This window comes from Streptomyces sp. NPDC041814 (genome assembly GCF_055590565.1).
The window spans coordinates 552008-573733 of sequence record NZ_JBVJAM010000001.1 but is presented as its reverse complement, the minus strand read 5'-3'; the positions used below and the strand labels follow the sequence as shown (position 1 = coordinate 573733).

At 73.1% G+C, this 21726-nt stretch carries 19 protein-coding genes and 1 other RNA gene; 10 read left to right on the top strand and 10 right to left on the bottom strand.

Going from position 1 to position 21726, the window contains the following annotated elements; genetic code table 11:
* Positions 1 to 168: 168 nt before the first annotated feature.
* Both eda and yaaA read right to left on the bottom strand, forming a co-directional pair.
* A complete protein-coding gene (gene eda / locus ACZ6C6_RS02550) occupies positions 169 to 789 on the bottom strand; it encodes a bifunctional 4-hydroxy-2-oxoglutarate aldolase/2-dehydro-3-deoxy-phosphogluconate aldolase (protein WP_469198295.1) in 621 nt (206 codons plus the stop codon).
* 64 nt (positions 790 to 853) lie between these two features.
* Positions 854 to 1654: a peroxide stress protein YaaA gene (yaaA, locus tag ACZ6C6_RS02545; RefSeq protein WP_469198293.1), complete on the bottom strand. Its 801-nt coding sequence runs from the start codon at positions 1652 to 1654 to the stop codon at positions 854 to 856.
* A 178-nt stretch (positions 1655 to 1832) separates the two neighbouring features.
* Here yaaA and ACZ6C6_RS02540 point away from each other — a divergent pair, with 178 nt between their 5' ends.
* The 3 genes from ACZ6C6_RS02540 (at position 1833) to rnpB (ending at position 4296) form a co-directional block, all read left to right on the top strand.
* Complete coding sequence (locus ACZ6C6_RS02540) at positions 1833 to 3251, top strand: RNB domain-containing ribonuclease (protein ID WP_469199295.1); 1419 nt, start codon at positions 1833 to 1835, stop codon at positions 3249 to 3251.
* 83 nt (positions 3252 to 3334) lie between these two features.
* Positions 3335 to 3844 (top strand): TetR/AcrR family transcriptional regulator, encoded by a 510-nt coding sequence (locus tag ACZ6C6_RS02535; RefSeq protein ID WP_469198291.1) that lies wholly within the window; start codon positions 3335 to 3337, stop codon positions 3842 to 3844.
* Between the two features lie 50 nt (positions 3845 to 3894).
* An RNA gene (gene rnpB, locus ACZ6C6_RS02530) (RNase P RNA component class A) lies at positions 3895 to 4296 on the top strand.
* Between the two features lie 95 nt (positions 4297 to 4391).
* Here rnpB and ACZ6C6_RS02525 read toward each other — a convergent pair.
* A complete protein-coding gene (locus ACZ6C6_RS02525; protein ID WP_469198289.1) occupies positions 4392 to 6065 on the bottom strand; it encodes a glycosyl hydrolase family 18 protein in 1674 nt (557 codons plus the stop codon).
* A gap of 394 nt (positions 6066 to 6459) precedes the next feature.
* On the opposite strand from ACZ6C6_RS02525, the gene ACZ6C6_RS02520 reads away from it, so the two are divergent.
* A complete protein-coding gene (locus ACZ6C6_RS02520) occupies positions 6460 to 7206 on the top strand; it encodes a lytic polysaccharide monooxygenase (RefSeq protein WP_469198287.1) in 747 nt (248 codons plus the stop codon).
* Positions 7207 to 7262: 56 nt separating this feature from the next.
* Here ACZ6C6_RS02520 and ACZ6C6_RS02515 read toward each other — a convergent pair whose 3' ends face one another.
* Both ACZ6C6_RS02515 and ACZ6C6_RS02510 read right to left on the bottom strand, forming a co-directional pair.
* A complete protein-coding gene (locus tag ACZ6C6_RS02515) occupies positions 7263 to 8522 on the bottom strand; it encodes an arginine deiminase (protein WP_469198285.1) in 1260 nt (419 codons plus the stop codon).
* A 38-nt stretch (positions 8523 to 8560) separates the two neighbouring features.
* A complete protein-coding gene (locus ACZ6C6_RS02510) occupies positions 8561 to 9997 on the bottom strand; it encodes a basic amino acid/polyamine antiporter (RefSeq protein ID WP_469198283.1) in 1437 nt (478 codons plus the stop codon).
* A gap of 199 nt (positions 9998 to 10196) precedes the next feature.
* Between ACZ6C6_RS02510 and ACZ6C6_RS02505 the strand changes: the two genes are divergently transcribed.
* Entirely contained in the window at positions 10197 to 10985 is a 789-nt protein-coding gene (locus ACZ6C6_RS02505; protein ID WP_469198281.1) for a MerR family transcriptional regulator, read from the top strand.
* Positions 10986 to 11015: 30 nt separating this feature from the next.
* Positions 11016 to 12242 (top strand): glycosyltransferase, encoded by a 1227-nt coding sequence (locus ACZ6C6_RS02500; RefSeq protein WP_469198279.1) that lies wholly within the window; start codon positions 11016 to 11018, stop codon positions 12240 to 12242.
* Here ACZ6C6_RS02500 and ACZ6C6_RS02495 read toward each other — a convergent pair.
* On the bottom strand, positions 12220 to 12597 hold the full coding sequence (locus ACZ6C6_RS02495) for a VOC family protein (RefSeq protein ID WP_469198277.1): 378 nt from the start codon (positions 12595 to 12597) through the stop codon (positions 12220 to 12222). The genes ACZ6C6_RS02500 and ACZ6C6_RS02495 overlap by 23 nt on opposite strands.
* Positions 12598 to 12784: 187 nt before the next feature.
* On the opposite strand from ACZ6C6_RS02495, the gene ACZ6C6_RS02490 reads away from it, so the two are divergent.
* Complete coding sequence (locus tag ACZ6C6_RS02490; RefSeq protein ID WP_469198276.1) at positions 12785 to 13651, top strand: ScbA/BarX family gamma-butyrolactone biosynthesis protein; 867 nt, start codon at positions 12785 to 12787, stop codon at positions 13649 to 13651.
* Positions 13652 to 13669: 18 nt separating this feature from the next.
* Here ACZ6C6_RS02490 and ACZ6C6_RS02485 read toward each other — a convergent pair whose 3' ends face one another.
* Both ACZ6C6_RS02485 and ACZ6C6_RS02480 read right to left on the bottom strand, forming a co-directional pair.
* Positions 13670 to 14542, bottom strand: a complete 873-nt coding sequence (locus tag ACZ6C6_RS02485) for a PhzF family phenazine biosynthesis protein (RefSeq protein ID WP_469198273.1) — start codon at positions 14540 to 14542, stop codon at positions 13670 to 13672.
* 84 nt (positions 14543 to 14626) lie between these two features.
* A complete protein-coding gene (locus ACZ6C6_RS02480; protein WP_469198271.1) occupies positions 14627 to 15409 on the bottom strand; it encodes an SDR family oxidoreductase in 783 nt (260 codons plus the stop codon).
* 240 nt (positions 15410 to 15649) lie between these two features.
* Here ACZ6C6_RS02480 and ACZ6C6_RS02475 point away from each other — a divergent pair, with 240 nt between their 5' ends.
* Complete coding sequence (locus ACZ6C6_RS02475; protein WP_469198269.1) at positions 15650 to 17278, top strand: alkaline phosphatase D family protein; 1629 nt, start codon at positions 15650 to 15652, stop codon at positions 17276 to 17278.
* On the opposite strand, the gene ACZ6C6_RS02470 is transcribed toward ACZ6C6_RS02475, so the two are convergent.
* On the bottom strand, positions 17275 to 18273 hold the full coding sequence (locus tag ACZ6C6_RS02470) for a Gfo/Idh/MocA family protein (protein ID WP_469198267.1): 999 nt from the start codon (positions 18271 to 18273) through the stop codon (positions 17275 to 17277). The genes ACZ6C6_RS02475 and ACZ6C6_RS02470 overlap by 4 nt on opposite strands.
* 78 nt (positions 18274 to 18351) lie before the next feature.
* Between ACZ6C6_RS02470 and ACZ6C6_RS02465 the strand changes: the two genes are divergently transcribed.
* The gene (locus ACZ6C6_RS02465; RefSeq protein WP_469198265.1) at positions 18352 to 19650 is read left to right on the top strand and encodes a multidrug effflux MFS transporter; all 1299 of its coding nucleotides are present in this window, start codon (positions 18352 to 18354) and stop codon (positions 19648 to 19650) included.
* Between the two features lie 79 nt (positions 19651 to 19729).
* Positions 19730 to 20728, top strand: coding sequence for a small ribosomal subunit Rsm22 family protein (locus tag ACZ6C6_RS02460; protein WP_469198263.1), 999 nt, complete (start codon positions 19730 to 19732; stop codon positions 20726 to 20728).
* Here ACZ6C6_RS02460 and ddaH read toward each other — a convergent pair.
* The gene (gene ddaH, locus ACZ6C6_RS02455; RefSeq protein ID WP_469198261.1) at positions 20725 to 21540 is read right to left on the bottom strand and encodes a dimethylargininase; all 816 of its coding nucleotides are present in this window, start codon (positions 21538 to 21540) and stop codon (positions 20725 to 20727) included. The two genes, ACZ6C6_RS02460 and ddaH, sit on opposite strands and share 4 nt — an antisense overlap.
* Between the last annotated feature and the right edge of the window lie 186 nt (positions 21541 to 21726).

Genomic DNA, 21726 nt, shown 5'->3' with positions numbered 1-21726 from the left:
CACCGGCGGGGGGAAGGCCGGTGGGGCCGAGGCGGTTCCGGCGGGTCGGGGGATTACCGGCCGGAACCCGGGTCACCCGGCATGCGGGCTACGTCCCCTACAAGGGTCGTGCCCCGAATACCGGGGAGCATGCACGGTGATGTACGACGGGTTTCCCCGCCGCCCCGCTCATCCCCGCAGCGCCGAGGCCCCGGCGGCCAGCCGCTCCACGCGCGCCCAGTCCCGGGCCGCGACCGCGTCCCCCGGGACCATCCAGCTCCCGCCCACGCAGCCGACGTTGGGAAGTGCCAGGTACGAGGGCGCGGAGGCGGCCGAGATGCCGCCCGTCGGGCAGAACCGGGCCTGGGGGAGGGGTGCGGAGAGGGCCTTCAGATAGGCGGTGCCGCCCGCCGCCTCGGCCGGGAAGAACTTCATCTCGGTGACTCCGCGCTCCAGCAGCGCGACCACCTCGGAGGTGGTCGAGACGCCCGGCAGGAACGGCAGCCCCGACCCCTTCATCGCGTCCAGCAGCGCGTCGGTCCAGCCCGGGCTGACCAGGAAGCGGGCCCCCGCCGCCACGGTGTCCGCGACGTTGCGCGCCGAAATCACCGTGCCCGCCCCGACGACCGCGTCCGGGACCTCCGCCGCGATGGCCCGGATCGCGTCCAGGGCGGCGGCGGTGCGCAGGGTCACCTCGATCGCCGGAAGCCCGCCCGCGACCAGGGCCCGGGCGAGCGGCACCGCGTCGGCCGCGTCCTCCAGGACGACGACGGGCACGACGGGGGCGAGGTCCAGCACGGAGGAGGTCATGCGCCCATCCTGCCCGGTGTGCGGCGAAGTACGCAACGAGCGTTGCGGAGGATGCAACGTACGGTCAGTGGATCTCCGTCACGACGACATCGAGCTGCCAAGGGCGCCCCGGCCGGGCGGGCGTCTCGCCCTCGACGGTGTACCCGAGGTCCCGCAGCGCGGTGACCAGTTCGGCGGGACCGGCCGGGCGGGCGCCCGCGAGCAGCAGGTCGCGCACCATGCGGCCCTTGGTGGCCTTGTTGAAGTGGCTGACCACGGACCGCTTCTCCACCCCGTCCACGAGCTGCGCGTGCAGCACCCGCACGCTCGCCGTGCGCTCCGCGACCGCCCCCTTCGGCTTCCACGCCGCCGCGTACGCGGACGAGCGCAGGTCCAGCACGAGCCCGTCGCCCGCCGCCTCCGGCATCACCTCCGCCATCGGCGTACGCCAGAACGCCCCGAGCGCGCCGGTCCCGGGCAGCTTCACGCCCATCGAGCAGCGGTACGGCGGAATCCGGTCGCCCATCCGCACCGCGCCCCACAGCCCGGAGAACACCAGCAGCGACTTCCCGGCGAGGCGGCGGGCGGCCGTGTCGAGCGAGTCCAGGCCGAGCGCGTCGTACAGGACCCCCGTGTACAGCTCCCCGGCCGGACGCGTCCCCGCCGTCCGCAGCTCCGCGTTCTTCGCGATCTCGCCCCGCAGCCCCTCGCTGAGCCCCAGCACCTCCCGCGCCTTCTCCTCGTCGGCCACGCACAGCTCCACGAGCGCGTCCAGCACCTCGGCCCGCGCCCCGGCGAGACCGGGCAGCGACAGGGACTCGGGCTTCAGGGGTGCCCCGCGCCCCGAGGCGGCCTTTCCTTCGGAGGGCGGCAACAGCACGAGCACGGCGGTTCTCCTTCGTACGTACGGGGAAGAGGCGCGGCGGTGTGCGGACCGCACGGACGCCCCAGGTCAGCGTACGGGGGCGGCGAGGCGGTCCGTACGGGCACAAGGACCCCCGCTCGGAATGCCGTGCTCCGCGCCCCGACCTACGCTCGGGACCATGCCCCGCCGCCATCTGCACATGACCGGAGCAGCCGAGACCCCGCTGCGGGCGGCCCTGCGCGGCCTGCGCACCGAGCTCTCGCTCCCCGACGACTTCCCGCCCGACGTGCTCGCCGAGGCGGCGGACGCCGCGCGGAGCCCGGAACTCGCCGGGCACGCGGACGCGACGGACCTGCCCTTCCTCACCATCGACCCGCCCACGTCCACGGACCTCGACCAGGCGATGCACCTGGAACGCCGCGCCCACGGCTACCGGGTGCACTACGCCATCGCGGACGTGGCCGCGTTCGTGCGCCCCGGCGGCGCGCTCGACGCCGAGGCGCACCGCCGGGTGACGACGCTCTACTTCCCGGACGGCCGGGTGCCGCTCCACCCGGAGGTCCTGTCCGAGGATGCCGCCAGCCTGCTGCCCGGCCGGGTCCGCCCCGCGGTCCTGTGGGAGATCGACCTGGACCCGGAGGGCTCGGCGGTCGCGACCCGGGTGCGCAGGGCCCTCGTACGCAGCCGCGCCAAGCTGGACTACGCGGGCGTGCAGCGGCAGATCGACGCGGGCACCGCCGAGGAACCGCTCGCCCTGCTCCGGGACATCGGCACGCTCCGGGAGGAGCGGGAGGTGGCCCGGGGCGGCATCTCCCTCAATGTGCCCGAGCAGGAGATCACCGAGCACGACGGGACGTACGGCCTGGAGTACCGCGCTCCGCTCCCCGCCGACGGCTGGAACGCCCAGATCTCCCTGCTCACCGGCATGGCGGCGGCCCACCTCATGGCGGAGAGCGGCACCGGCGTCCTGCGCACCCTCCCGGTCGCGCCCGACGGCGCGGTGGCCCGGCTGCGGCGCAGCGCCGAGGCCCTGCGCATCGACTGGCCGCACCACGTCCCGTACGCCCGGCTCGTCCGCTCCCTCGACCCGGGGCGCACGGATCACGCGGCGTTCCTCCAGGAGTGCACGACGCTCCTGCGCGGCGCGGGCTACACGGTCTTCGACGGCGGCGACCTGCCGGACCCGGCCGTGCACGCGGCGGTCGCGGACCTGTACACGCACTGCACGGCGCCGCTGCGCCGCCTCGTGGACCGTTACGCCTCCGAGCTGTGCGTCGCGGCCTGCGAGGACCGGGACCCGCCCGAATGGGTGCTCGCCGCCCTGCCCGCGCTGCCCAAGGAGATGGCGGAGGGCACGCGGCGCGCCAACACGGTGGAGCGGGAGTCCGTGGACCTGGTCGAGGCGGCGCTGCTCAAGGACAAGGTGGGCGAGGTCTTCGACGGCTACGTGGTGGACGTGAAGGAGAACGAACCGGCCACCGGCACCGTCCACATCGACGCCCCCGCCGTCGTCGCCCGCGTCGAGGCCACCGCGCCGCTTCCCCTGGGCGAGCGCCTGCGGGTCCGCCTCACCCAGGCGGCACCGGGCTCGGCGAAGGCCCTGTTCGTCCCGGCCTGACGGCGTCTCGTACGATCGCGAGTTCGGCGCCCGGGACCCGTACGGGCCCTGGCGCCCCGCGCCCGTACGACGGAAGGACCGGCGTGACCGACCGCGCCCGCCAGCACCAGATCCTGGCCGCCGCCCGCATGCTCCTGGAGCAGGAGGGCCCGGATGCGCTGACCATGCGGCGGCTCGCGGGCCTGCTCGGCATCACGGCCCCGTCCCTCTACAAGCACTTCCCGGACAAGTCGTCGGTGGTGGGCGCGCTGGCCGACGCGATGCTGACGGAGACCGCCGAGGCCCTGGAGGCGGCGGAGACGGCCGCTCCGGGCTCCTTCCCGGCCCTGGCCACGGCCTACCGCGCCCACGCCCTGGCCCACCCCCACCTCTACCGCCTCACCACGTCCCGCCCCCACCCCCACCACCTGGAGGACCGCGCGGCCGCCCCCCTCTTCCGCGCCCTGGCCCCCGACGAGCACCTGGCCCGTGCGGCCTGGGCCTTCGCCCACGGCATGGTCATGATGGAACTGAACGGCCGCTTCCCCACCCCGGAGTCGGTCACGACGGCCTGGACGGCGGGCATCACGGCGCTGGCGTCGGGCCGGTTGTGACGTCATGACGCCGTGACGCCAGAGGCGGGTAGCATGGGCTCCACGGCAGACGAGCCGGGCGGACGGCCGCGTGGGGATCCTCGGATCCTCCCGAGGAACGTCCGGGCTCCACAGGGCAGGGTGATGGCTAACGGCCACCCGGGGTGACCCGCGGGACAGTGCCACAGAGAACAGACCGCCCGGGACCTCGGTCCCGGGTAAGGGTGAAACGGTGGTGTAAGAGACCACCAGCGCCTGGGGCGACCCAGGCGGCTAGGTAAACCCCACCCGGAGCAAGGTCAAGAGGGGCCGTCGCGAGACGGCCCTGCGCGAACGCTTGAGGGCTGCCCGCCCGAGTTCGCGGGTAGACCGCACGAGACCGGCAGCAATGCCGGTCCTAGATGGATGGCCGTCTCCCCGGCCGCCGCGAGGCGACCGGGCGACAGAACCCGGCGTACAGCCCGACTCGTCTGCCTCTCCCGCGGCTTCGCCGCCGCGCGATGGACTCCGTACGGCCGAGGGCCCCGCTGGTGCGCGCACCAGCGGGGCCCTCGGGTTCGTCAGGGTGTCAGCAGGCGCCCTGGTCCTTCCAGACGCCCCAGTCGCCGGTGCTGCCGGGGGTCTCGTTCTGGGTCCACCACTGGGCCTTGTAGGTGTGGCCGTTGTACGAGACCACGTTGCCCGCGTTGTAGACCGTGCCGGCCACATACGCCGGGACCGAGCCGCAGCCGCCGGCGGGCGGGTCCGTGGGGTCGGTGGTGGGCGGGGTGGTCGGCGGGGTGGTGGGCTCCGTGGTGGTGCCGCCGATCGCGGTGTTGATCTGGTTCAGCAGGGTGGCCTTGTCGTCCAGGCCGAGGAGGGAGTACATCATCGCGCCGCCCAGACCGCGCTGCTTGGCGTAGTCGGCCCTGGCCTGGATGGACTTCTGGTCCAGGCCCGTGAAGAACTCGCCGTCCTTGTAGAAGTAGGACGCCTTCGCCTCGTCGTCCCAGTACGTCGTCGCCGGGTTGTCGACGATGCCGCCGAGCTCCTTGTAGTGCGCGATGCCGGCCTGCTGGCTCAGCGGGCGGGGGGAGGAGCCACCGGTCGCGGACTGGGCCAGGCCGTGGGTGGTCCCCTCCGGGACGCCCTTCCAGCCGCGGTAGTAGAGCTCGTAGCCCAGGGTCAGCTTGTTCGCGGGGAAGCCTCCGGCGATGCCGTAGGCCGGCTTGCCGTCGAGCCAGGAGTCGACCGCGTTGTCGATCGAGTACTTCTCGGTGCCGGGCGCTACCGGGTCGGACGGGTCGTTGGCGCCCGAGTACAGCGGTGACTGGTGGTAGGTCGGCCCGTCGCCGTCCCAGGCGCCGTGCATGTCGTACGTCATCAGGTTCGCGTAGTCGAGGTACTGGCCGATCTTGTCGGTCTCGATGTTCGCGATCTTGTCCTGGCCGGCCCCGAAGGCCGCGGTGAGCAGGTACTTCTTGCCGCCGTTGGCTGCGCCGTACGCGTCGAGCTGCTTGCGGAACTCGGCGAGCAGCAGCGTGAAGTTCTGCTTGTCCTCGGGGGCGTAGTGGTTGCCCAGGTGGCCGCCCGCGGAGGCGGGGTACTCCCAGTCGATGTCGATGCCGTCGAAGATCCCGGCCGCCGAGCCGGGGCCGCCGAAGCCGCCCTCGACGGGGAGGTTGCCCTTGATGTACTGGTCGATGCAGGAGGAGACCAGCTTCTTGCGGCTCGCGTCCGTCTTCGCCGCGTCGCTGAAGTACTTGGAGTACGTCCAGCCGCCCAGCGAGATGTTGATCTTCAGGTGGGGGTACTTCGCCTTCAGCTCCTTGAACTGGTTGAAGACGCCCACGATCGGCTGGTCCCACTTGTCGGCCACACCGTCGACGCTGTCCGCCGCGCCGAAGGACTTCTGGTAGTCGGCGTACGAGTCGCCCGCACCGTCACCCGCGTTGGGGTTGTTGTCGTCGCCCGCCGCCTTGTTGGCCTCGAAGCACGTGAGGTCGGTCGGGTGGATGTTGCCGAACGAGTAGTTGATGATGTCCAGCTTGCCGGCGATGCCCCGGGTGTCGAGGTGCTTCGGGTAGAAGGCGTTGCCGTAGACGCTCCACTGGTCGTAGTAGGCGATGCGCACTCCGCCCGCAGAAGCGGAAGCCGGTGCGTCGGCCGCCTGCGCGGAGCCGATGCCAACGGTCGCGGCGAGGCCGCCGGTGGCGAGGGCCGTGCTCAGGAGCGCGGCGATCAGAGTTCTACGGGGGTGCACGTGCGGCCTCCAGCGGGGGAGCAGATGGTGCTGTGGATGGGCTGGAGCAGTGATAACCGGCCCGTGACCTGCACGTCAACGATTCCAACGAGATCAGGACTAGACCAATTTGACGGTTCGTGGGCTGCGTCGAGGGCACGTCGCCGCCGGGTGGCCGCCGGGCGCCGCCGGTGACCAGCGGCTTAAGGATCACTTAAAAATGGCGCCGCGAGTGGTGCGGTGATGAACCACTCGATGCTGAAAAGTGGAGGCGCGAACCGACGTCGTTCACCCCCTTGACCGGGCCTTGTTCGCCGTTAAGGTCTAGACCTGCATCGGCCAGGTCTGGATCAGGGGCGCCCGCAATGCGCAGGCGAGCGCCCAACCCCCGTACGAGTCAAGGAAGTGACGTGGCATGAACACCAAGCGACGGTTGGCCGTCTCCATAGGAGCGCTGGTCGCCCCCGTGCTCGCCCTCGGCATCCAGACCGGCACCGCCAGCGCCCACGGCTGGGTCACCGCGCCGACGAGCCGCCAGGCCCAGTGCGCCGCCGGTGTGGTCGACTGCGGCCAGATCAAGTACGAGCCGCAGAGCGTCGAGGGTCCGAAGGGGCTCAAGAGCTGCAGTGGCGGCAACGCGGCGTTCGCCGAGCTGGACGACGACAACAAGGGCTGGGAGGTCACCCCGGTCGGCCAGAAGTTCACCTTCACCTGGCACCACACGGCCCGTCACGCCACCGAGAACTGGCAGTACTTCATCGGCGACCAGAAGATCGCCGAGTTCGCCGGCAACCACGCCCAGCCGCCCGCAGACGTGAGCCAGGAGGTGGACTTCGGCAGCTTCACCGGCCGCCAGAAGGTCCTCGCCGTCTGGAACGTCGCCGACACGGCCAACGCCTTCTACGCGTGCGTCGACGTCAACATCGGCGGGACCGGCGGCGGCGAGGGCGGCAACCCCGGCGGCGGTGACGGCGACGGCGGCGGGACCGGCGAGCCGGGCGCCTGCACCATGCCGCTGTGGAGCACCGAGGCGGTGTACACCGGGGGCGACACCGTCTCGTACGACGGGCACACCTGGCGCGCCAAGTGGTGGGTGCAGGGCGACAAGCCCGGCACCGCGGGTGACTGGGGCGTCTGGGAGGACCTCGGCGCCTGCGCCTGACCGGACGTCCGGCCCGGCGGGGGAGCCCATACCTCCGCCGGGCCGTCTCCGTACTCTCAGAAGCTCACCGGCTCACGGATCAGCGGGCACGTCATGCAGTGTCCGCCGCCCCGCCCCCGGCCGAGCTCCGCGCCGACGATCTCCAGCACCTCGATGCCGGCCCGCCGCAGCAACGCGTTGGTCTGGGTGTTCCGGTCGTACGTGAACACGACGCCCGGCTCGACCGCGACCGCGTTGTTCCCGCTGTCCCACTGCTGGCGCTCGGAGGCGTACACATCGCCGCCCGTCTCGATGACCCGGAGCCCCGGCAGCCCGAGCGCCCCGGCGACCACGTCGGTGAACGGCCGGGATCCCTCGTCCACGATGTCCACGGGCACCGGGCCGCTGCCCGGGCGCAGCGAGAAGCTGTGGACGGCGTCCACGATGCGCGGGTAGAGCGTCACGACGTCCCGGTCCGCGAAGGTGAACACGGTGTCCAGATGCATCGCCGCCCGCAGCTTCGGCATGCCCGCGACGACCACGTGTTCCGCCGCGCCCCGCTCGAAGAGGGCGGCGGCGACCTGGGTGACGGCCTGGCGCGAGGTGCGCTCGCTCATGCCCATGAGGACGACGCCGTTGCCGACGGGCATGATGTCGCCGCCCTCGAAGGTGGCCTGGCCCCAGTCCCGTTCCGGGTCGCCCCACCACACCGTGGCGTCCGTGAAGTCGGGGTGAAAGCGGTAGACGGCCTTCATCAGCAGGGTCTCGTCGTGCCGGGCGGGCCAGTACAGCGGGTTGAGCGTCACTCCGCCGTACAGCCAGCACGTGGTGTCGCGGGTGTACAGCGTGTTGGGCAGCGGCGGCATCACGTACTCGCGCACCCCGGCCGACTCACGGGCCAGGGCGACGTACGGCGGGCGGTAGTCGTCGGGGAGGTCCGTGGTGGCGAGGCCGCCGATCAGGAACTCGGCGAGCGTGCGCGGGTCCAGGGTCTCCAGGAACGCCCGGGTGGAGTCGATCAGCCCCAGGCCCGCCTCGTTGGCGGTGATCTTGCGGTCGAGCAGCCAGTCCCGCGCGCCCGGCACGGCCATGGTCTGCGCCAGGAGGTCGTGGAGTTCGACGACCTCGACCCCGCGCGCGGTGAGCGCGGCCACGAAACCGGCGTGGTCGCGCTGGGCGTTCTCCACCCACATCACGTCGTCGAAGAGCAGATCGGCCGCGTTGGTCGGGGTGAGCCTGCGGTGCGCGAGGCCGGGCGCGCACACCAGGACCTTGCGGAGCCGGCCGACCTCGGAGTGGACTCCGAGCGGGGTGCGGGAAGTGCTGTCACCGGTCATGTGCGGTCCTTCGCATACGGGTCGGGGTGCGGTACGGCTCAGAGGCTGATCCAGCCGGCCGCCAGGGCGATCACGCCCATGAGCGCACCGGCCACCGATACGGCGCAGATCAGCAGCTCGCGGGGGGAGAAGGGGCGCCGGCCCTGCTCGCGGCGGGCCATGACGAACAGGATCGTGGCGGGGGCGTAGACGATGAAGGAGAGCAGGACGAACCGGAGCCCGGCCGCGTACAGCAGGAACGCCGTGTAGACGGTGGCGAGCACGGCGACGACGAGGTCGCGCCCGGTCGTCCGCCCCTGGGCCAGCGGGCCCGGGGTGAGCGAGATCTTCAGCGCGAAGGCGGCGGCCAGCAGGAACGGGATGAGCGTCAGCGCACTCGTCATGTCCAGCGCGAAGTTGAACGCGTCGTCGGAGAGCAGCGTGACGACCAGCACCACCTGGACCAGCACGGTCGTCATGATCAGGGCCGGGACCGGCACGTCGTCGGCGGTGGCGCGGCGCAGGAAGCGCGGCATGTCGTGGTCCTGCGCGGCCACGTACAGCACCTCGGCGGCCATCAGCGTCCAGGCCAGATAGGCGCCGAGGACCGAGACGATCAGGCCGACGCTGACGAAGGCCGTGCCCCAGGTGCCGACGGCGTGCTCCAGGACGCCCGCCATCGAGGGCTGGCGCAGCTCCGCGATCTCGCTCATCGGCATGATGCCGTACGAGACGATGGTGACCGAGGCGAAGACGGCGAAGACGCTGAGGAAGCCGAGGACCGTGGCGCGTCCCACGTCCTTGCGGCGCTCGGCGTGCCGGGAGTAGACGCTTGCCCCCTCGACGCCGAGGAAGACGAAGACGGTGGCCAGCATGGTGCCGCGCACCTGGTCGAACAGCGAACCGGCGTAGTCGGCGCCGCCCCAGTTCTCCGCGAACACCTCCGTGTCCAGGTAGAACAGCGCCAGCACGACGAAGACCAGGATCGGGACGACCTTGGCGACCGTGACGATGCGGTTGATCGCCGCGGCCTCCTTGACGCCCCGGCGGATCAGCAGGAAGAAGCCCCACAGCCCGACCGAGGACAGCGCCGCGGCGAGCACGGTGTCCCCGTCCCCGAGCGCCGGCCAGACCGTGCCGATGGTCGACATGATCAGCACCCAGTACGTCACGTTGCCGACGCAGGCGCTCGCCCAGTAGCCGAACGCCGAGAAGAACCCCAGGTATTCGCCGAACCCGGCCTTCGCGTACGCGTACACCCCGGCGTCCAGGTCCGGGCGGCGCACCGCGAGGGACTGGAAGGCGAAGGCCAGCATCAGCATGCCCGTGCCCGCGATGACCCAGGCGATCAGCGCCCCCACGACACCGGTCTCCTCGGCGAAGCGGCGGGGCAGCGAGAACACTCCCGCGCCGACCATGGAGCCGACGACCAGTGCGGACAGCGTCATCAGCGAGAGCTTCGCCGTGTGCGGCTGCTCCTCGGTCACTGCGGACATGGGCCTGGGCCCTTCCTGGTGCGGGGGGCGGCGGTCGCAGGGGGCGGGCGGGGCCCGGGAGGCACCCCCATGAGGGCGAAATGTACCTTTCGCCGCGTTGATGTGCGCCGCTGTCGGGCCGGTGTCCCCGGTTCGGGGCGCGGCTTGACCCTCCCCTTACGTCAGGCTCGATGATCGGTCGCGAGGAAAGGGCGGGTGGATGAGTTATTCCGTGGGGCAGGTGGCGGCCTTCGCCGGAGTGACGGTGCGGACGCTGCACCACTACGACAGGGCGGGGCTGCTCTCGCCCGGCGGGCGCAGCCAGGCCGGGTACCGGCTCTACGGCGAGGCGGATCTGGTCCGGCTCCAGCAGATCCTCTTCTACCGCGAACTGGGCTTCCCGCTGGACGAGATCGCCGAGATCCTCAAGGACCCGCAGGCCAACGCCCTGGACCAGTTGCGGGCCCGGCAGGAGCGGCTGGAGGCGGAGATCGCCAGGCTGCGGCAGCTCTCCGCGGTGGCCCGGCGGGCGATCGAGGTGCAGCGGACCGGGGTGGCGCTGACCCCCCGGGAGCGCTTCGAGGTGTTCGGCGAGATCACCGCCGACCTGAGCTACGCCACCGAGGCGGCGCTCAAGTGGTCGGACTCACCGGGGCAGCGCGAGTCGATGGCCCGGGCCGCCGCACACACCAAGGAGGACTGGCGGCAGCTCATGGGCGAGGCCACGGCCTGGCGCGCCGAGCTGCTGGCGGCCTTCGACGACGGCGAGCCGAGCGACGGCGCACGGGCGATGGACCTCGCCGAGGAGCACCGGCTGCACATCTCCCGCTGGTTCACCGCCTGCCCGCCCGGTATGCACCGGCGCATCGCGGACGACTTCGCCGCCGATCCGCGCGCCTTCGCCCTGGTCGTACCGCCGTCCCGGCAACGCCCCGGCCTGGCCGCCTTCCTGTGCAAGGCCGTCCACGCCAACGCGGCCCGCCGCACGGACGGCGGCAACGGCCGGTGACCGGGGCGCCCGACAACATACGGAGAACCGATGAGAATACTGATCGCCGCCGCCGGATCGCGCGGTGACATCGCCCCGTACACGGGCCTGGGCGCGGCACTCCGCACGGCCGGCCACGACGTCGCCCTCGCCACCACGGACACCTTCGGCCCCCTGGTCCGCGCCGCCGGGCTGGACTTCCGCGCCCTCCCGGGCAACCCGGCGACGGGCGGCGGCGGGGGCGGCGACAGGCGGGAACTCATGCGGGCCGCCTCGGCGTTCATCGCCGACCTGGGCCAGGGGTTCGCCGACGCGATGGCCGACGGCACGGATCTGCTGCTGCTCTCGACCACGACCGCCCCCCTCGGCTGGCACCTCACCGAGGCCACCGGCACCCCGGGCATCGGCGTCTACCTCCAGCCCACCGCGCCGACCGGCGACTTCCCGCCCGTCGTCACGGGCGCCCGCTCCCTCGGCCGCCCCGGCAACCGCCTGGCCGGGCGCTTCGCGCTCCGCATGACCGACCGGCTGTACGCCCCGGCGGTGACCGCGCTGCGTGAACGGCTCGGGCTGCCCCGGGCCAGGCCCTCCGGCACGCGCCGCCGCCAGGAGCGCGCCGACTGGCCCGTCCTGCACGGCTTCAGCTCCGCCCTAATGCCGCGGCCCGCCGACTGGCGCCCCGGTCTGCACGTGGTCGGGAACTGGTGGCCGCACCACGACCCGGGCGAACAACTGCCCCCGGAACTGGCGGACTTCCTGGACGCCGGAGCCCCGCCCGTCCTCATCGGCTTCGGCAGCATGGCGGCCGGTGAGGGCGAACGGCTCAGCGAGCTCGCCGTACGGGCCCTGCGCCGCGCCAAGCTGCGCGGCATCCTCCAGTCGGGCAGCGCCGGTCTCACCGCCGAGGGCGACGACGTGCTCACCATCGGGGACGTCCCGCACGCCCCGCTGTTCCCGCACCTGGCGGCCGTGGTCCACCACGCCGGAGCCGGCACCTCGGCCGCCGCGCTGCGGGCCGGGGTCCCCGCGGTGGCCGTGCCCGTGACCGCCGACCAGCCGTTCTGGGCCGGCCGCCTCGCCGCCATCGGCGCCGCCGACGAGCCGGTCCCCTTCCGCTCCCTCACCGCCGGCCGCCTCGCCGACGCCCTCGACCGCGTCGTGCGGCAGCGGGCCTACCGCGAGGCGGCCGCGAGGGGCGCGGAGCTGATGGCCGCGGAGGACGGGGCGGCGGAGACGGTGGAGGCGGTGCGGCGGCTCAGCGGTGCGTCAGTACGTTGACCACGCGGCCGTTCGGGTCGCGCACGAAGAACCGGCGCACGCCCCACTCCTCGTCGTGCGGGCCGTACACGATCTCGGCGCCTTCGCGGACGAGCGCGGCGTGGACCGCGTCCACGTCGGCCACCTCCACGCTGAGGTCCGGGTTGACCGGGCCGGTCTCGTCCGTGGTCATGAAGCTGATCTGGGCGGCCGGCTGGGTGGGCGAGGCGAGGGTCATGATCCAGCCATGGTTCATGGCCTCCTCGAAGCCGAGGAGGCCGTAGAAGGCACTGTTGTCCCGCAGGGCGGACTCGGCCGACCCGGCCCCTTCTCCTGGACCTACCGGGATGTTGGGGACCACACGGTGCACGGACATGAGCCACTCCTGTCACACGGATGACGACGGGTCACCCGACTCACCCTAGGGCCAGGCTCCAGAGGGACTCGAGAGGCGGCTGGGAGGGTGGCTGGAAACTGTGGGTCGGGCCGGGGCAAACTGGCCGGGTCACAGCCGGGCCGGGGGCACCCCGGCCCATCGAACCGCAGTCTCCCGGGGGCACCCCATGGTCCATTTCTCCGCAGGCGTCACCGGGGAGGAGCTCGGGCGGATGGCCCACCGCCCGGACGCGCGGGACCTCTTCCCGACCGGCGTGGCCCGGCTGGGCGACACCCGGTTCCGCGTGCCCGCGCACTGGCCGCGCGCCCACCGCTTCTTCGCCCCCGTCGCAGGCCACCAGGACCCGCTGCTGATCGCGGAAACGATGCGGCAGGCGGCCATGCTGGTCTGCCACGCGGAGCTCGGAGTGCCGCTCGGCGACGCGTTCGTGATGTGGGAGCTGCGCTACACCACGGCCGCCGACCACCTCGTGCTCGGCGACGATCCCTGGGACGTCGTGGTCGAGGTGAACTGCTCCGACATCCGCCGCCGGGGGCGCGGCCTCGGCTCGATGCGCGTCGACTTCGTGCTGCGCCGGAGCGGGGCGGTGATCGCCGTCTGCGGCTCGCGGATCAGCTGCACCTCGGCCGCCGCCTACCACCGCCTGCGTGGCCACCGGTCCGCCGCCGTCCCCCCGCCCCCGCTGCCGCCGCTCGCGCCGCGCACCGTCGGCCGGGCCGCCGAACGGGACGTCGTCCTCGGGCCCCCCGTCGCGCCCGGGCGCTGGCCGCTGCGGCTCGACACCGGGCACCCGACGCTGTTCGCCCGCCCCAACGACCACGTGCCCGGCATCCTCCTCCTGGAGGCGGCCCGGCAGGCGGCCCACGCCACCGTGCCCGGCTTCCTCCCGGTCACCCTGCGCTCGGACTTCCTCCGGTACGTGGAGCTGGACCGCCCCTGCTGGATCGAGGCCCGGACCGGGCCGGACGGCATCCGGGTGCGCGCGGTGCAGGACGGCGCGACGGTCTTCACCTGCGCCCTCGGGGGCGGCTGACCCGGACCGGCCCCGGCGTCAGGCCGGGTCGGGCAGCCGGGTGCCGGTCCCGCTCACCCGCACCCGCGCGTCGCCCGTCCCCAGGGTCACGGTGAGGGTGCCGGGGCGGCCCATGTCCTCGCCCTGGTGCAGGGTCAGCACGGCGGCCTCCGGCACGAGGGCCAGCTCACGCAGGTACGCCCCGAACGCGGCCGCCGCCGCGCCCGTCGCCGGGTCCTCCACCACCCCGCCGACCGGGAACGGGTCGCGGACGTGGAACACGGCGTCGGAGGCCCGCCACACCAGCTGCACGGTCGTCAGGTCCAGCCGGTGCATCAGCGCTTCCAGCCGCGCGAAGTCGTAGTCCAGTGCCGCCAGCCGCTCCCGGGTGGCCGCCGCCAGCACGAGGTGGCGGGCCCCGGCGTACGCGATCCGGGGCGGCAGGGCCGGGTCGAGGTCGGCGGCCGGCCAGTCGAGCGCCGCCAGCGCCTCCGCGAGGTCGCCCGCCGCCACGTCCTCGACGCGCGGTTCCACGCTGGTCAGCGTCGCCCGCAGCTCGCCGCCCGTGCGGACCACGGTGACCGGCACCGTACCGGCGGGGGTGGCGAACTCGACCTCGCCCGGCCCGTCCCGCTCCGCGAGCGCGAGGGCGGCGGCGACCGTCGCGTGACCGCAGAACGGCACCTCGGCCTTCGGGCTGAAGTAGCGGACCGCGTAGCCGCGCGCACCGGGCTCCGACGCCTCGGTCCGCCCGGTCAGGAACGCGGTCTCGCTGTAGCCGAGGTCCGCCGCCACGGCCAGCATGGCCGCCTCGTCGAGCCCGGACGCGTCGAGCACCACCCCGGCGGGGTTGCCGCCCTCGGGGTCGGCGGAGAACGCGGTGTAGCGCAGGATCTCGGGAAGCTCACTCATGAACCGCACAACCGCCCCCGCAGCAACGGCATTCCCGCCCCGCGAGGGCGGGAATGCCCGCGCCGCCCGCGCCCGGGCGCCCCCTCAGCCCCGTCCCACGTATGGCATCGCCGTCGCCATCACCGTCGCGAACTGGACGTTCGCCTCCAGGGGCAGCTCCGCCATGTGCAGCACGGTGCGGGCCACGTCACCGGCCGCCATCACCGGTTCCACGGCCAGTTCGCCGTTGGCCTGGAGCGTTCCCGTCCGCATCCGTTCCGTCATGTCCGTCGCCGCGTTCCCGATGTCGATCTGGCCGCAGGCGATGCGGTACGGACGCCCGTCCAGCGACAGCGACTTGGTCAGGCCGGTGATCGCGTGCTTGGTCGCGGTGTACGCCACCGAGTGCGGGCGCGGCGTGTGCGCGGAGATCGAACCGTTGTTGATGATCCGCCCGCCCTGCGGGTCCTGCTCCTTCATCTGCCGGTACGCCGCCTGCGCGCACAGGAACGCCCCCGTCAGGTTGACGTCGACCACCCCGCGCCAGTCCTCGTACGCCAGCTCCTCGACGGGCCCGCCCGGCCCGAAGGTCCCCGCGTTGTTGAAGAGCAGATCGAGGCGGCCGGTCCACTTCCGTACGGAGGAGAACAGCGCGTCCACGTCCTGCGGGCGCGTCACGTCGGCCGGGACGGTGATCACCTGGGCGTGCTCCCCGGCCAGGGCGGCGGTCTCCGCCAGCGGGTCGGGGCGCCTGCCCGAGAGCGCCACCGACCAGCCCGCCCCGGCCAGCGCGAGCGCCACCGCGCGGCCGATGCCGGAGCCGGCGCCCGTGACGACGGCCGTCCTCGACGGGGAGCCCTCCACGGAATTCAACAGATTGTTGCTCATGCTGCCGCAGCGTACGCGCAGCACCGGCGGGGTGATTCGGGGCGGGGCCCCGGCGATTCACGCGCCCGTACGGTGCCGGACGATGATCATGGATTTGGCCGCGAACGCGGAGTTTGCCCCTGGGGGCACCATCCTGCCGCACTCCTCATCCGGGCGACGCCCGCGCGACGCGAACACGTCAGCCTCCGGATGTGCCGGGCCGCTGGACTTCCCCCACACCACCAGTCAGGGGAGGGACAGATGACGCACTCATCGCCACAGCAGGAGCTGCGCGACGCCGCCCGGCACACCGACCGCCGCCGCTTCCTCACCGTCACCGGCGCCGCCGCCGCGCTCGCCTTCTCGGTCGGCCTGCCCGCCGCCGGGACCGCGAGCGCCCGCGAGATGGAGGCCCGGCGCATCGGCGAGGACCCGTTCACGCTCGGCGTCGCTTCCGGCGACCCGCTGCCGGGCTCCGTGCTGCTGTGGACGCGGCTCGCGCCGCGCCCGTTCGAACCCGGCAGCGGACTCCCGGACGCCCGCGTCGAGGTCCGCTGGGAGCTGGCCCACGACGAGCGGTTCACCCGCGTCGTGCGGCGCGGCACCACGTACGCGCACCCGGAGTTCAACCACAGCGTCCACGTCGAGGTGCAGGGCCTCGCCCCGGACCGCGTCCTCTACTACCGCTTCCGCGCCGGACAGTGGACGAGCCCGGCCGGCCGCACCCGCACGGCACCGGCGCCCGGCGCCCGCAAGCGCGAACTGGCCCTGGCCGCCGTCTCCTGCCAGGCGTACCACGACGGCTACTTCACCGCGTACCAGCACCTCGCCCAGGAGGACGTCGACGTCGTCTTCCACCTCGGCGACTACCTGTACGAGTACGCCGTCACCGCCACCGGCGGCGCCCGCAACTACACCGACCGCACGCTGCCCGCGCTGTTCAACCGGGAGACGACGACGCTGGAGGACTACCGGCTGCGGTACGCCCTCTACAAGTCCGACCCGGACCTGCGCGCCGCGCACGCCGCGCACCCCTTCGTCGTCACCTGGGACGACCACGAGACCGAGAACAACTACGCGGGCGACATCCCCGAGAACAGCGTGCCGCCGGAGGAGTTCCTGATCCGCCGGGCCGCCGCCTACCGCGCGTACTGGGAGAACCAGCCGCTGCGCACGCCCCAGCGGCCGACCGGCCCCGACATGCGGCTCTACCGCCGCCTGAGCTTCGGCCGGCTCGCCCAGTTCGACGTACTCGACACCCGGCAGTACCGCAGCGACCAGGCGTACGGCGACGGCTGGCAGACGCCGGGGCCGGAGTCCGAGGACCCGAAGCGCACGCTGACCGGCGCCACGCAGGAGCGCTGGCTCATCGACGGCTGGCGCCACTCGCACGCCACCTGGAACGTCGTCCCCCAGCAGGTCACCTTCGCCCAGCGGCGCGACGTGCCCACCGACGCGTTCAAGCTGTCCATGGACTCCTGGGACGGCTACCCGGCCTCCCGCGACCGCATGCTCAAGGGCGCCGAGCGCGTCGGTGTGGACAACCTCATGGTCCTCACCGGCGATGTGCACGTCAGCTACGGCTTCGACATCAAGCGGGACTTCGACGACCCGGCGTCGCGCACGGTCGGCACCGAGATCGTCACCACGTCCATCACCAGCGGGAAGGACGGCTCCGAGAAGCCGTCCAACTACAACAACCTGACGGCGGCCAACCCGCACCTGAAGTTCTACAACGGGCGCCGCGGCTACGCCGTGGTCACCCTCCAGGAGCGCTCGGCGCGCGCCGACTTCCGTACGGTCCAGGCCGTCACGAAGCCGGGCGCCCCCGTCACCACCGCCGGCTCCTACGTCACCGAGGCCGGCCGCCCGGGCCTCAAGCCCGCCTAGACCGCGTCCACCGGGTAGCGGACGCCGATGCGGTCACGGACCGCGTCGAGCGTCCGCATCACCGCGAGCGATCCCTCCAACGGCACCAGGGGGGACTCCGTCTCGCCCGCCAGCACCGCCCGCATCACCTCGGCCGCCTCGTACTGCATCCCCGAGAGGCCCTGCGGACCCGGGCCCGAGGTGATCTCCTCGGGCTCGGCGCCCGCCCGGTGCAGCACGAAGCTCTCCGGGTGGAAGAAGCCGTGCGGGATGTCGATCCGCCCGCCCGTCCCGATCACCGTGGCCGCCGTCGGATGGTGCCCCACGATCGAGCAGGACAGCAGGGCGGTCGCCCCCGAGTCCCAGCCCAGCAGCATCCCGGTGTTCAGGTCGACGCCCTCCGGCGACAGCAGGGCGTCCGCCTGCACCCGGTCCGGTTCGCCCAGCAGCAGCTGCGCGAACGACACCGGATAGACGCCCAGGTCCAGCAGCGCCCCGCCGCCCAGCCGGGGATCGCGCAGCCGGTGCTCCGGGCCCAGGTCCGCCGCGAAGCCGAAGTCGGCCTGCACGGTCCGGATCTCCCCGATGGCCCCGTCCCGCACCAGCTCGGTGAGGCGGCGGATCAGGGGGTTGCAGTAGGTCCACATCGCTTCCATCAGGAAGACCCCGCGGTCCCGGGCCAGCTTCACCAGCTCCCGCGCCTCGCGCTCGTTCAGCGTGAACGCCTTCTCGCACAGCACGTGCTTCCTGGCCTCCAGCGCGAGCGCGGCGGCCTCCCGGTGCGCGGAGTGCGGCGTGGCCACGTACACCACGTCGACCTCGTCGTCCGCGACCAGGCCCGCCCAGTCGCCGTACGCCCTCGGTATCCCGAACCGCTCCGCGAACGCCCGCGCCGAGGCGTCCGAGCGGGAGGCCACGGCCACCACCTCCGCGCCGGGCATCGCCTGGAGATCGGCGGTGAACGTCGCCGCGATCCCGCCGGTCGCCAGCACGCCCCAACGGACAGTCCTGCTCATGCACGCTCCCAAAAAGGTGTCGACCATCCCCGCCGAGCTGAGAGCATAGAGCCGGATTCAACAACTATGGAGACGAGAATGCCGGAGAGCGGCCTCAGCGGGGCCCAGCACATACGCACCACCGACACCACTCCGCAAGGGGCCCCGCCTGCCGGCAGAGCCACCCCCGCCGCCCGGCGCACCGGCCTCCTCGTCACCCTCGTCCTCGGCGGCCTCACGGCGCTCCCGCCGCTGTCGATGGACATGTACCTCCCGGCGCTCCCCGCCGTCACGGACTCGCTGCACGCCCCCGCCGCCACGGTCCAGCTCACCCTGACCGCCTGCCTCACCGGCATGGCGCTCGGCCAGGTCGTCGTCGGACCGATGAGCGACCGCTGGGGCAGGCGCCGCCCGCTGCTGCTCGGCATGGCCGTCTACGTGCTCGCCACCGCGCTCTGCATCTTCGCCCCGTCCGCCGGGCTCCTCATCGCCTTCCGCCTGCTCCAGGGCCTCGCGGGCGCGGCGGGCATCGTCATCTCCCGGGCCGTGGTCCGCGACATGTACGACGGCGTCGCGATGGCCCGGTTCTTCTCGACGCTGATGCTCATCTCCGGCGTCGCCCCCGTGATCGCCCCGGTCATCGGCGGCCAGGTCCTGCGGCTCACCGACTGGCGCGGCATCTTCGGAGTCCTCACCGCCGTGGGCCTCCTGCTCACGTTCGTCGTCTGGAAGTGGCTCGGCGAGACCCTGCCGCCCGCCGAACGCCACACCGGCGGCATCGGGGACGCGCTGCGCACCATGCGCGGCCTGCTCGCCGACCGCGTCTTCACCGGCTACATGATCGCGGGCAGCCTCGCCTTCGCCGCCCTCTTCGCGTACGTCAGCGCCTCCCCATTCGTCATCCAGGAGATCTACGGCGCCTCACCGCAGACCTTCAGCCTGCTCTTCGGCATCAACTCCGTCGGGCTGATCGCGGTCGGCCAGATCAACGGCAAGCTGCTCGTCGGCCGGGTCAGCCTGGACAAGGCCCTCACCTTCGGGCTCGTCGTCATCCTGGCCGCCGCGACCGCGCTGCTCCTGATGACCTCCGGCGTCTTCGGCGACGTCGGTCTCGTGCCGGTGGCCGCCGGGCTCTTCGTGCTGATGGCGGCGATGGGGCTCGCGATGCCCAACACCAACGCGCAGGCGCTGATGCGTACCAAGCACGCCGCCGGCTCCGCCTCCGCGCTGCTCGGCACCTCGCAGTTCCTGATCGGTGCCATCGCCTCCCCGCTCGTCGGGATCGCGGGCGAGGGGACGGCGGTCCCGATGGCCGTCGTCCAACTGGTCTGCGCGGCCGGCGCGCTCGCCTGCTTCCTCGGCCTGTGCCGCCCCCAGGGGGTGTCTCCCCGGCCATGACCGGGTCCGCGGCGTCTGGCACCCCTGGCAGCGTTCCTCGGCGATCCGACGGGCACCCCGCCCCACCTACAATTCACCGGTGATCGCCACCCTCCCCACCGCGGACGCCCTGCGTGCGGCCCTCGCCGGACTCCTGGACGGGCTGCCGCCCAAGCAGGCCGGCCAGGCCGTCGACCGGCTCATCGCCCACTACCGGGGCACGATCCCCACCGACACCCCGGTGCTCCGCGACCGCTCGGACGTGGTCGCGTACGCGGCGTACCGGATGCCCGCCACCTTCGAGGCGGTACGGTCCGCCCTCGACGCGCTCCGCGAGGCCGCCCCCGACTGGGCGCCCGCCACGCACACCGACGTCGGCGGCGGCACCGGGGCGGCGAGCTGGGCCGTCGCGGGGGAGTGGGAGGGCCACCGCACCACCGTCCTGGACTGGGCCGAGCCCGCGCTCGCCCTCGGCCGTGAACTGGCCGCCGCCTCCGGAGCGCCCGCCCTGCGCACGGCGGACTGGCGGCGGGCCCGCATCGGCGAGGACCTCGATCTCGCCCCGGCGGACCTGGTCACGATCTCCTACGTGCTCAACGAGCTGACCGGCCCGGCCCGCACCGCCCTCGTCGACGCCGCCGCCCGGGCCGGACAGGCCATCGTGGTCGTCGAGGCCGGCACCCCCGGCGGCTACGCCCGGATCATCGAGGCCCGCGAACGCCTGATCGCCGCCGGGCTCACCGTCGCCGCGCCCTGCCCGCACAGCGCCGCCTGCCCCATCGAGCCGGGCACCGACTGGTGCCACTTCTCGGCCCGGGTCAGCCGCTCCTCGCTGCACCGGCAGGTGAAGGGCGGCTCACTGGCGTACGAGGACGAGAAGTTCAGCTACGTCGTCGCCACCCGGTTCGCGCCGCTGCCCGCGGCGGCCCGGGTCGTCCGCAGGCCCCAGATCCGCAAGGGGCAGGTGCTCCTCGACCTCTGCACCCGCGACGAGGGCCTGCGCCGGGACACGGTCACCAAGCGGCACGGGGCCCTGTACCGCGCCGCCCGGGACACCGACTGGGGCGACCCCTGGCCGCCCCCGGAGGACGCCGACTAGCCGCGCAGCTCCTGCGTGCAGCACTTCACGCTGCCCCCGCCCTTCAGCAGCTCGCTCAGGTCCATCGGCACCGGCTCGAAGCCGCGTGCCCGGAGCGGATCGAACAGCCCCGTCGCGGCCTGTGGCAGCAGGACGTGGAGCCCGTCGCTCACGGCGTTCAGGCCGAGCGCCGCCGCGTCCGCCTCCCCGGCGATCAGCGCGTCCGGGAAGAGCCGCGCCAGGACCGCCCGGCTGCCCGGCGAGAACGCCTGCGGGTAGTACATGACCTCGTCGGCCGCGTCGTCCAGCACGCACAGGGCCGTGTCCAGGTGGTAGTAGCGCGGGTCCACGAGGTCGAGGCCGATCACGGGCCGCCCGAAGAACTCCTGCGCCTCCGCGTGCGACAGCGGCGACGACCGGAAACCCCGGCCCGCCAGCACATAGGACCCGGTCACCGCGAAGTCGCCCTCGCCCTCGTTGACGTGGTCCGGCTCGTGGACCTCGGTGAAGCCGTGGCCGAGGAACCAGTCCCGGTGGGCGGCCGCCTCCCCGGACCGTTCCTGGTACGCGAAGCGGGCGCCCAGCACCCGGCCGTCGATCACCGTGGCCCCGTTCGCCGCGAAGACCATGTCCGGCAGGTCCGGGTGCGGCTCCAGCAGGTCGACGGTGTGGCCGAGGGCGCGGTAGCGGTCGCGCAGGTCCTCCCACTGGGTCTGCGCCAGCGGCAGGTCGACCGGCTTGGAGGGGTCCATCCACGGATTGATGGAATACGTCACCCTGAAGTGGGCAGGCGCACACATCAGATAGTGCCGGGGCGTGGCTGCACGAGTCATCGGGGCTCCCCACGGATCGTCGCGGCGGCTGGTGGCCGCTGCGGCCGGTGCGTCGCACGGGTGTGTGCGTGAGCCCATGGTGCGCCGTCCGGGCCCCCGGCGCTGTGGTCCGAACGGGTGGTTCGCGCGGACGTGGACCCCGGGGCCTGTCGTCACTGGTCACGACATGTGCTCTTTCGTGACAAA

Bases quoted from the DNA above. Each gene is read 5' to 3' on its own strand.
- eda (WP_469198295.1), bottom strand. From the start codon at position 789: ATGACCTCCTCCGTGCTGGACCTCGCCCCCGTCGTGCCCGTCGTCGTC.
- ACZ6C6_RS02540 (WP_469199295.1), top strand. From the start codon at position 1,833: ATGACCGGAGCAGCCGAGACCCCGCTGCGGGCGGCCCTGCGCGGCCTG.
- ACZ6C6_RS02520 (WP_469198287.1), top strand. From the start codon at position 6,460: ATGAACACCAAGCGACGGTTGGCCGTCTCCATAGGAGCGCTGGTCGCC.
- ACZ6C6_RS02515 (WP_469198285.1), bottom strand. From the start codon at position 8,522: ATGACCGGTGACAGCACTTCCCGCACCCCGCTCGGAGTCCACTCCGAG.
- ACZ6C6_RS02510 (WP_469198283.1), bottom strand. From the start codon at position 9,997: ATGTCCGCAGTGACCGAGGAGCAGCCGCACACGGCGAAGCTCTCGCTG.
- ACZ6C6_RS02505 (WP_469198281.1), top strand. From the start codon at position 10,197: ATGAGTTATTCCGTGGGGCAGGTGGCGGCCTTCGCCGGAGTGACGGTG.
- ACZ6C6_RS02500 (WP_469198279.1), top strand. From the start codon at position 11,016: ATGAGAATACTGATCGCCGCCGCCGGATCGCGCGGTGACATCGCCCCG.
- ACZ6C6_RS02495 (WP_469198277.1), bottom strand. From the start codon at position 12,597: ATGTCCGTGCACCGTGTGGTCCCCAACATCCCGGTAGGTCCAGGAGAA.
- ACZ6C6_RS02490 (WP_469198276.1), top strand. From the start codon at position 12,785: ATGGTCCATTTCTCCGCAGGCGTCACCGGGGAGGAGCTCGGGCGGATG.
- ACZ6C6_RS02485 (WP_469198273.1), bottom strand. From the start codon at position 14,542: ATGAGTGAGCTTCCCGAGATCCTGCGCTACACCGCGTTCTCCGCCGAC.
- ACZ6C6_RS02480 (WP_469198271.1), bottom strand. From the start codon at position 15,409: ATGAGCAACAATCTGTTGAATTCCGTGGAGGGCTCCCCGTCGAGGACG.
- ACZ6C6_RS02475 (WP_469198269.1), top strand. From the start codon at position 15,650: ATGACGCACTCATCGCCACAGCAGGAGCTGCGCGACGCCGCCCGGCAC.
- ACZ6C6_RS02470 (WP_469198267.1), bottom strand. From the start codon at position 18,273: ATGAGCAGGACTGTCCGTTGGGGCGTGCTGGCGACCGGCGGGATCGCG.
- ACZ6C6_RS02465 (WP_469198265.1), top strand. From the start codon at position 18,352: ATGCCGGAGAGCGGCCTCAGCGGGGCCCAGCACATACGCACCACCGAC.
- ddaH (WP_469198261.1), bottom strand. From the start codon at position 21,540: ATGACTCGTGCAGCCACGCCCCGGCACTATCTGATGTGTGCGCCTGCC.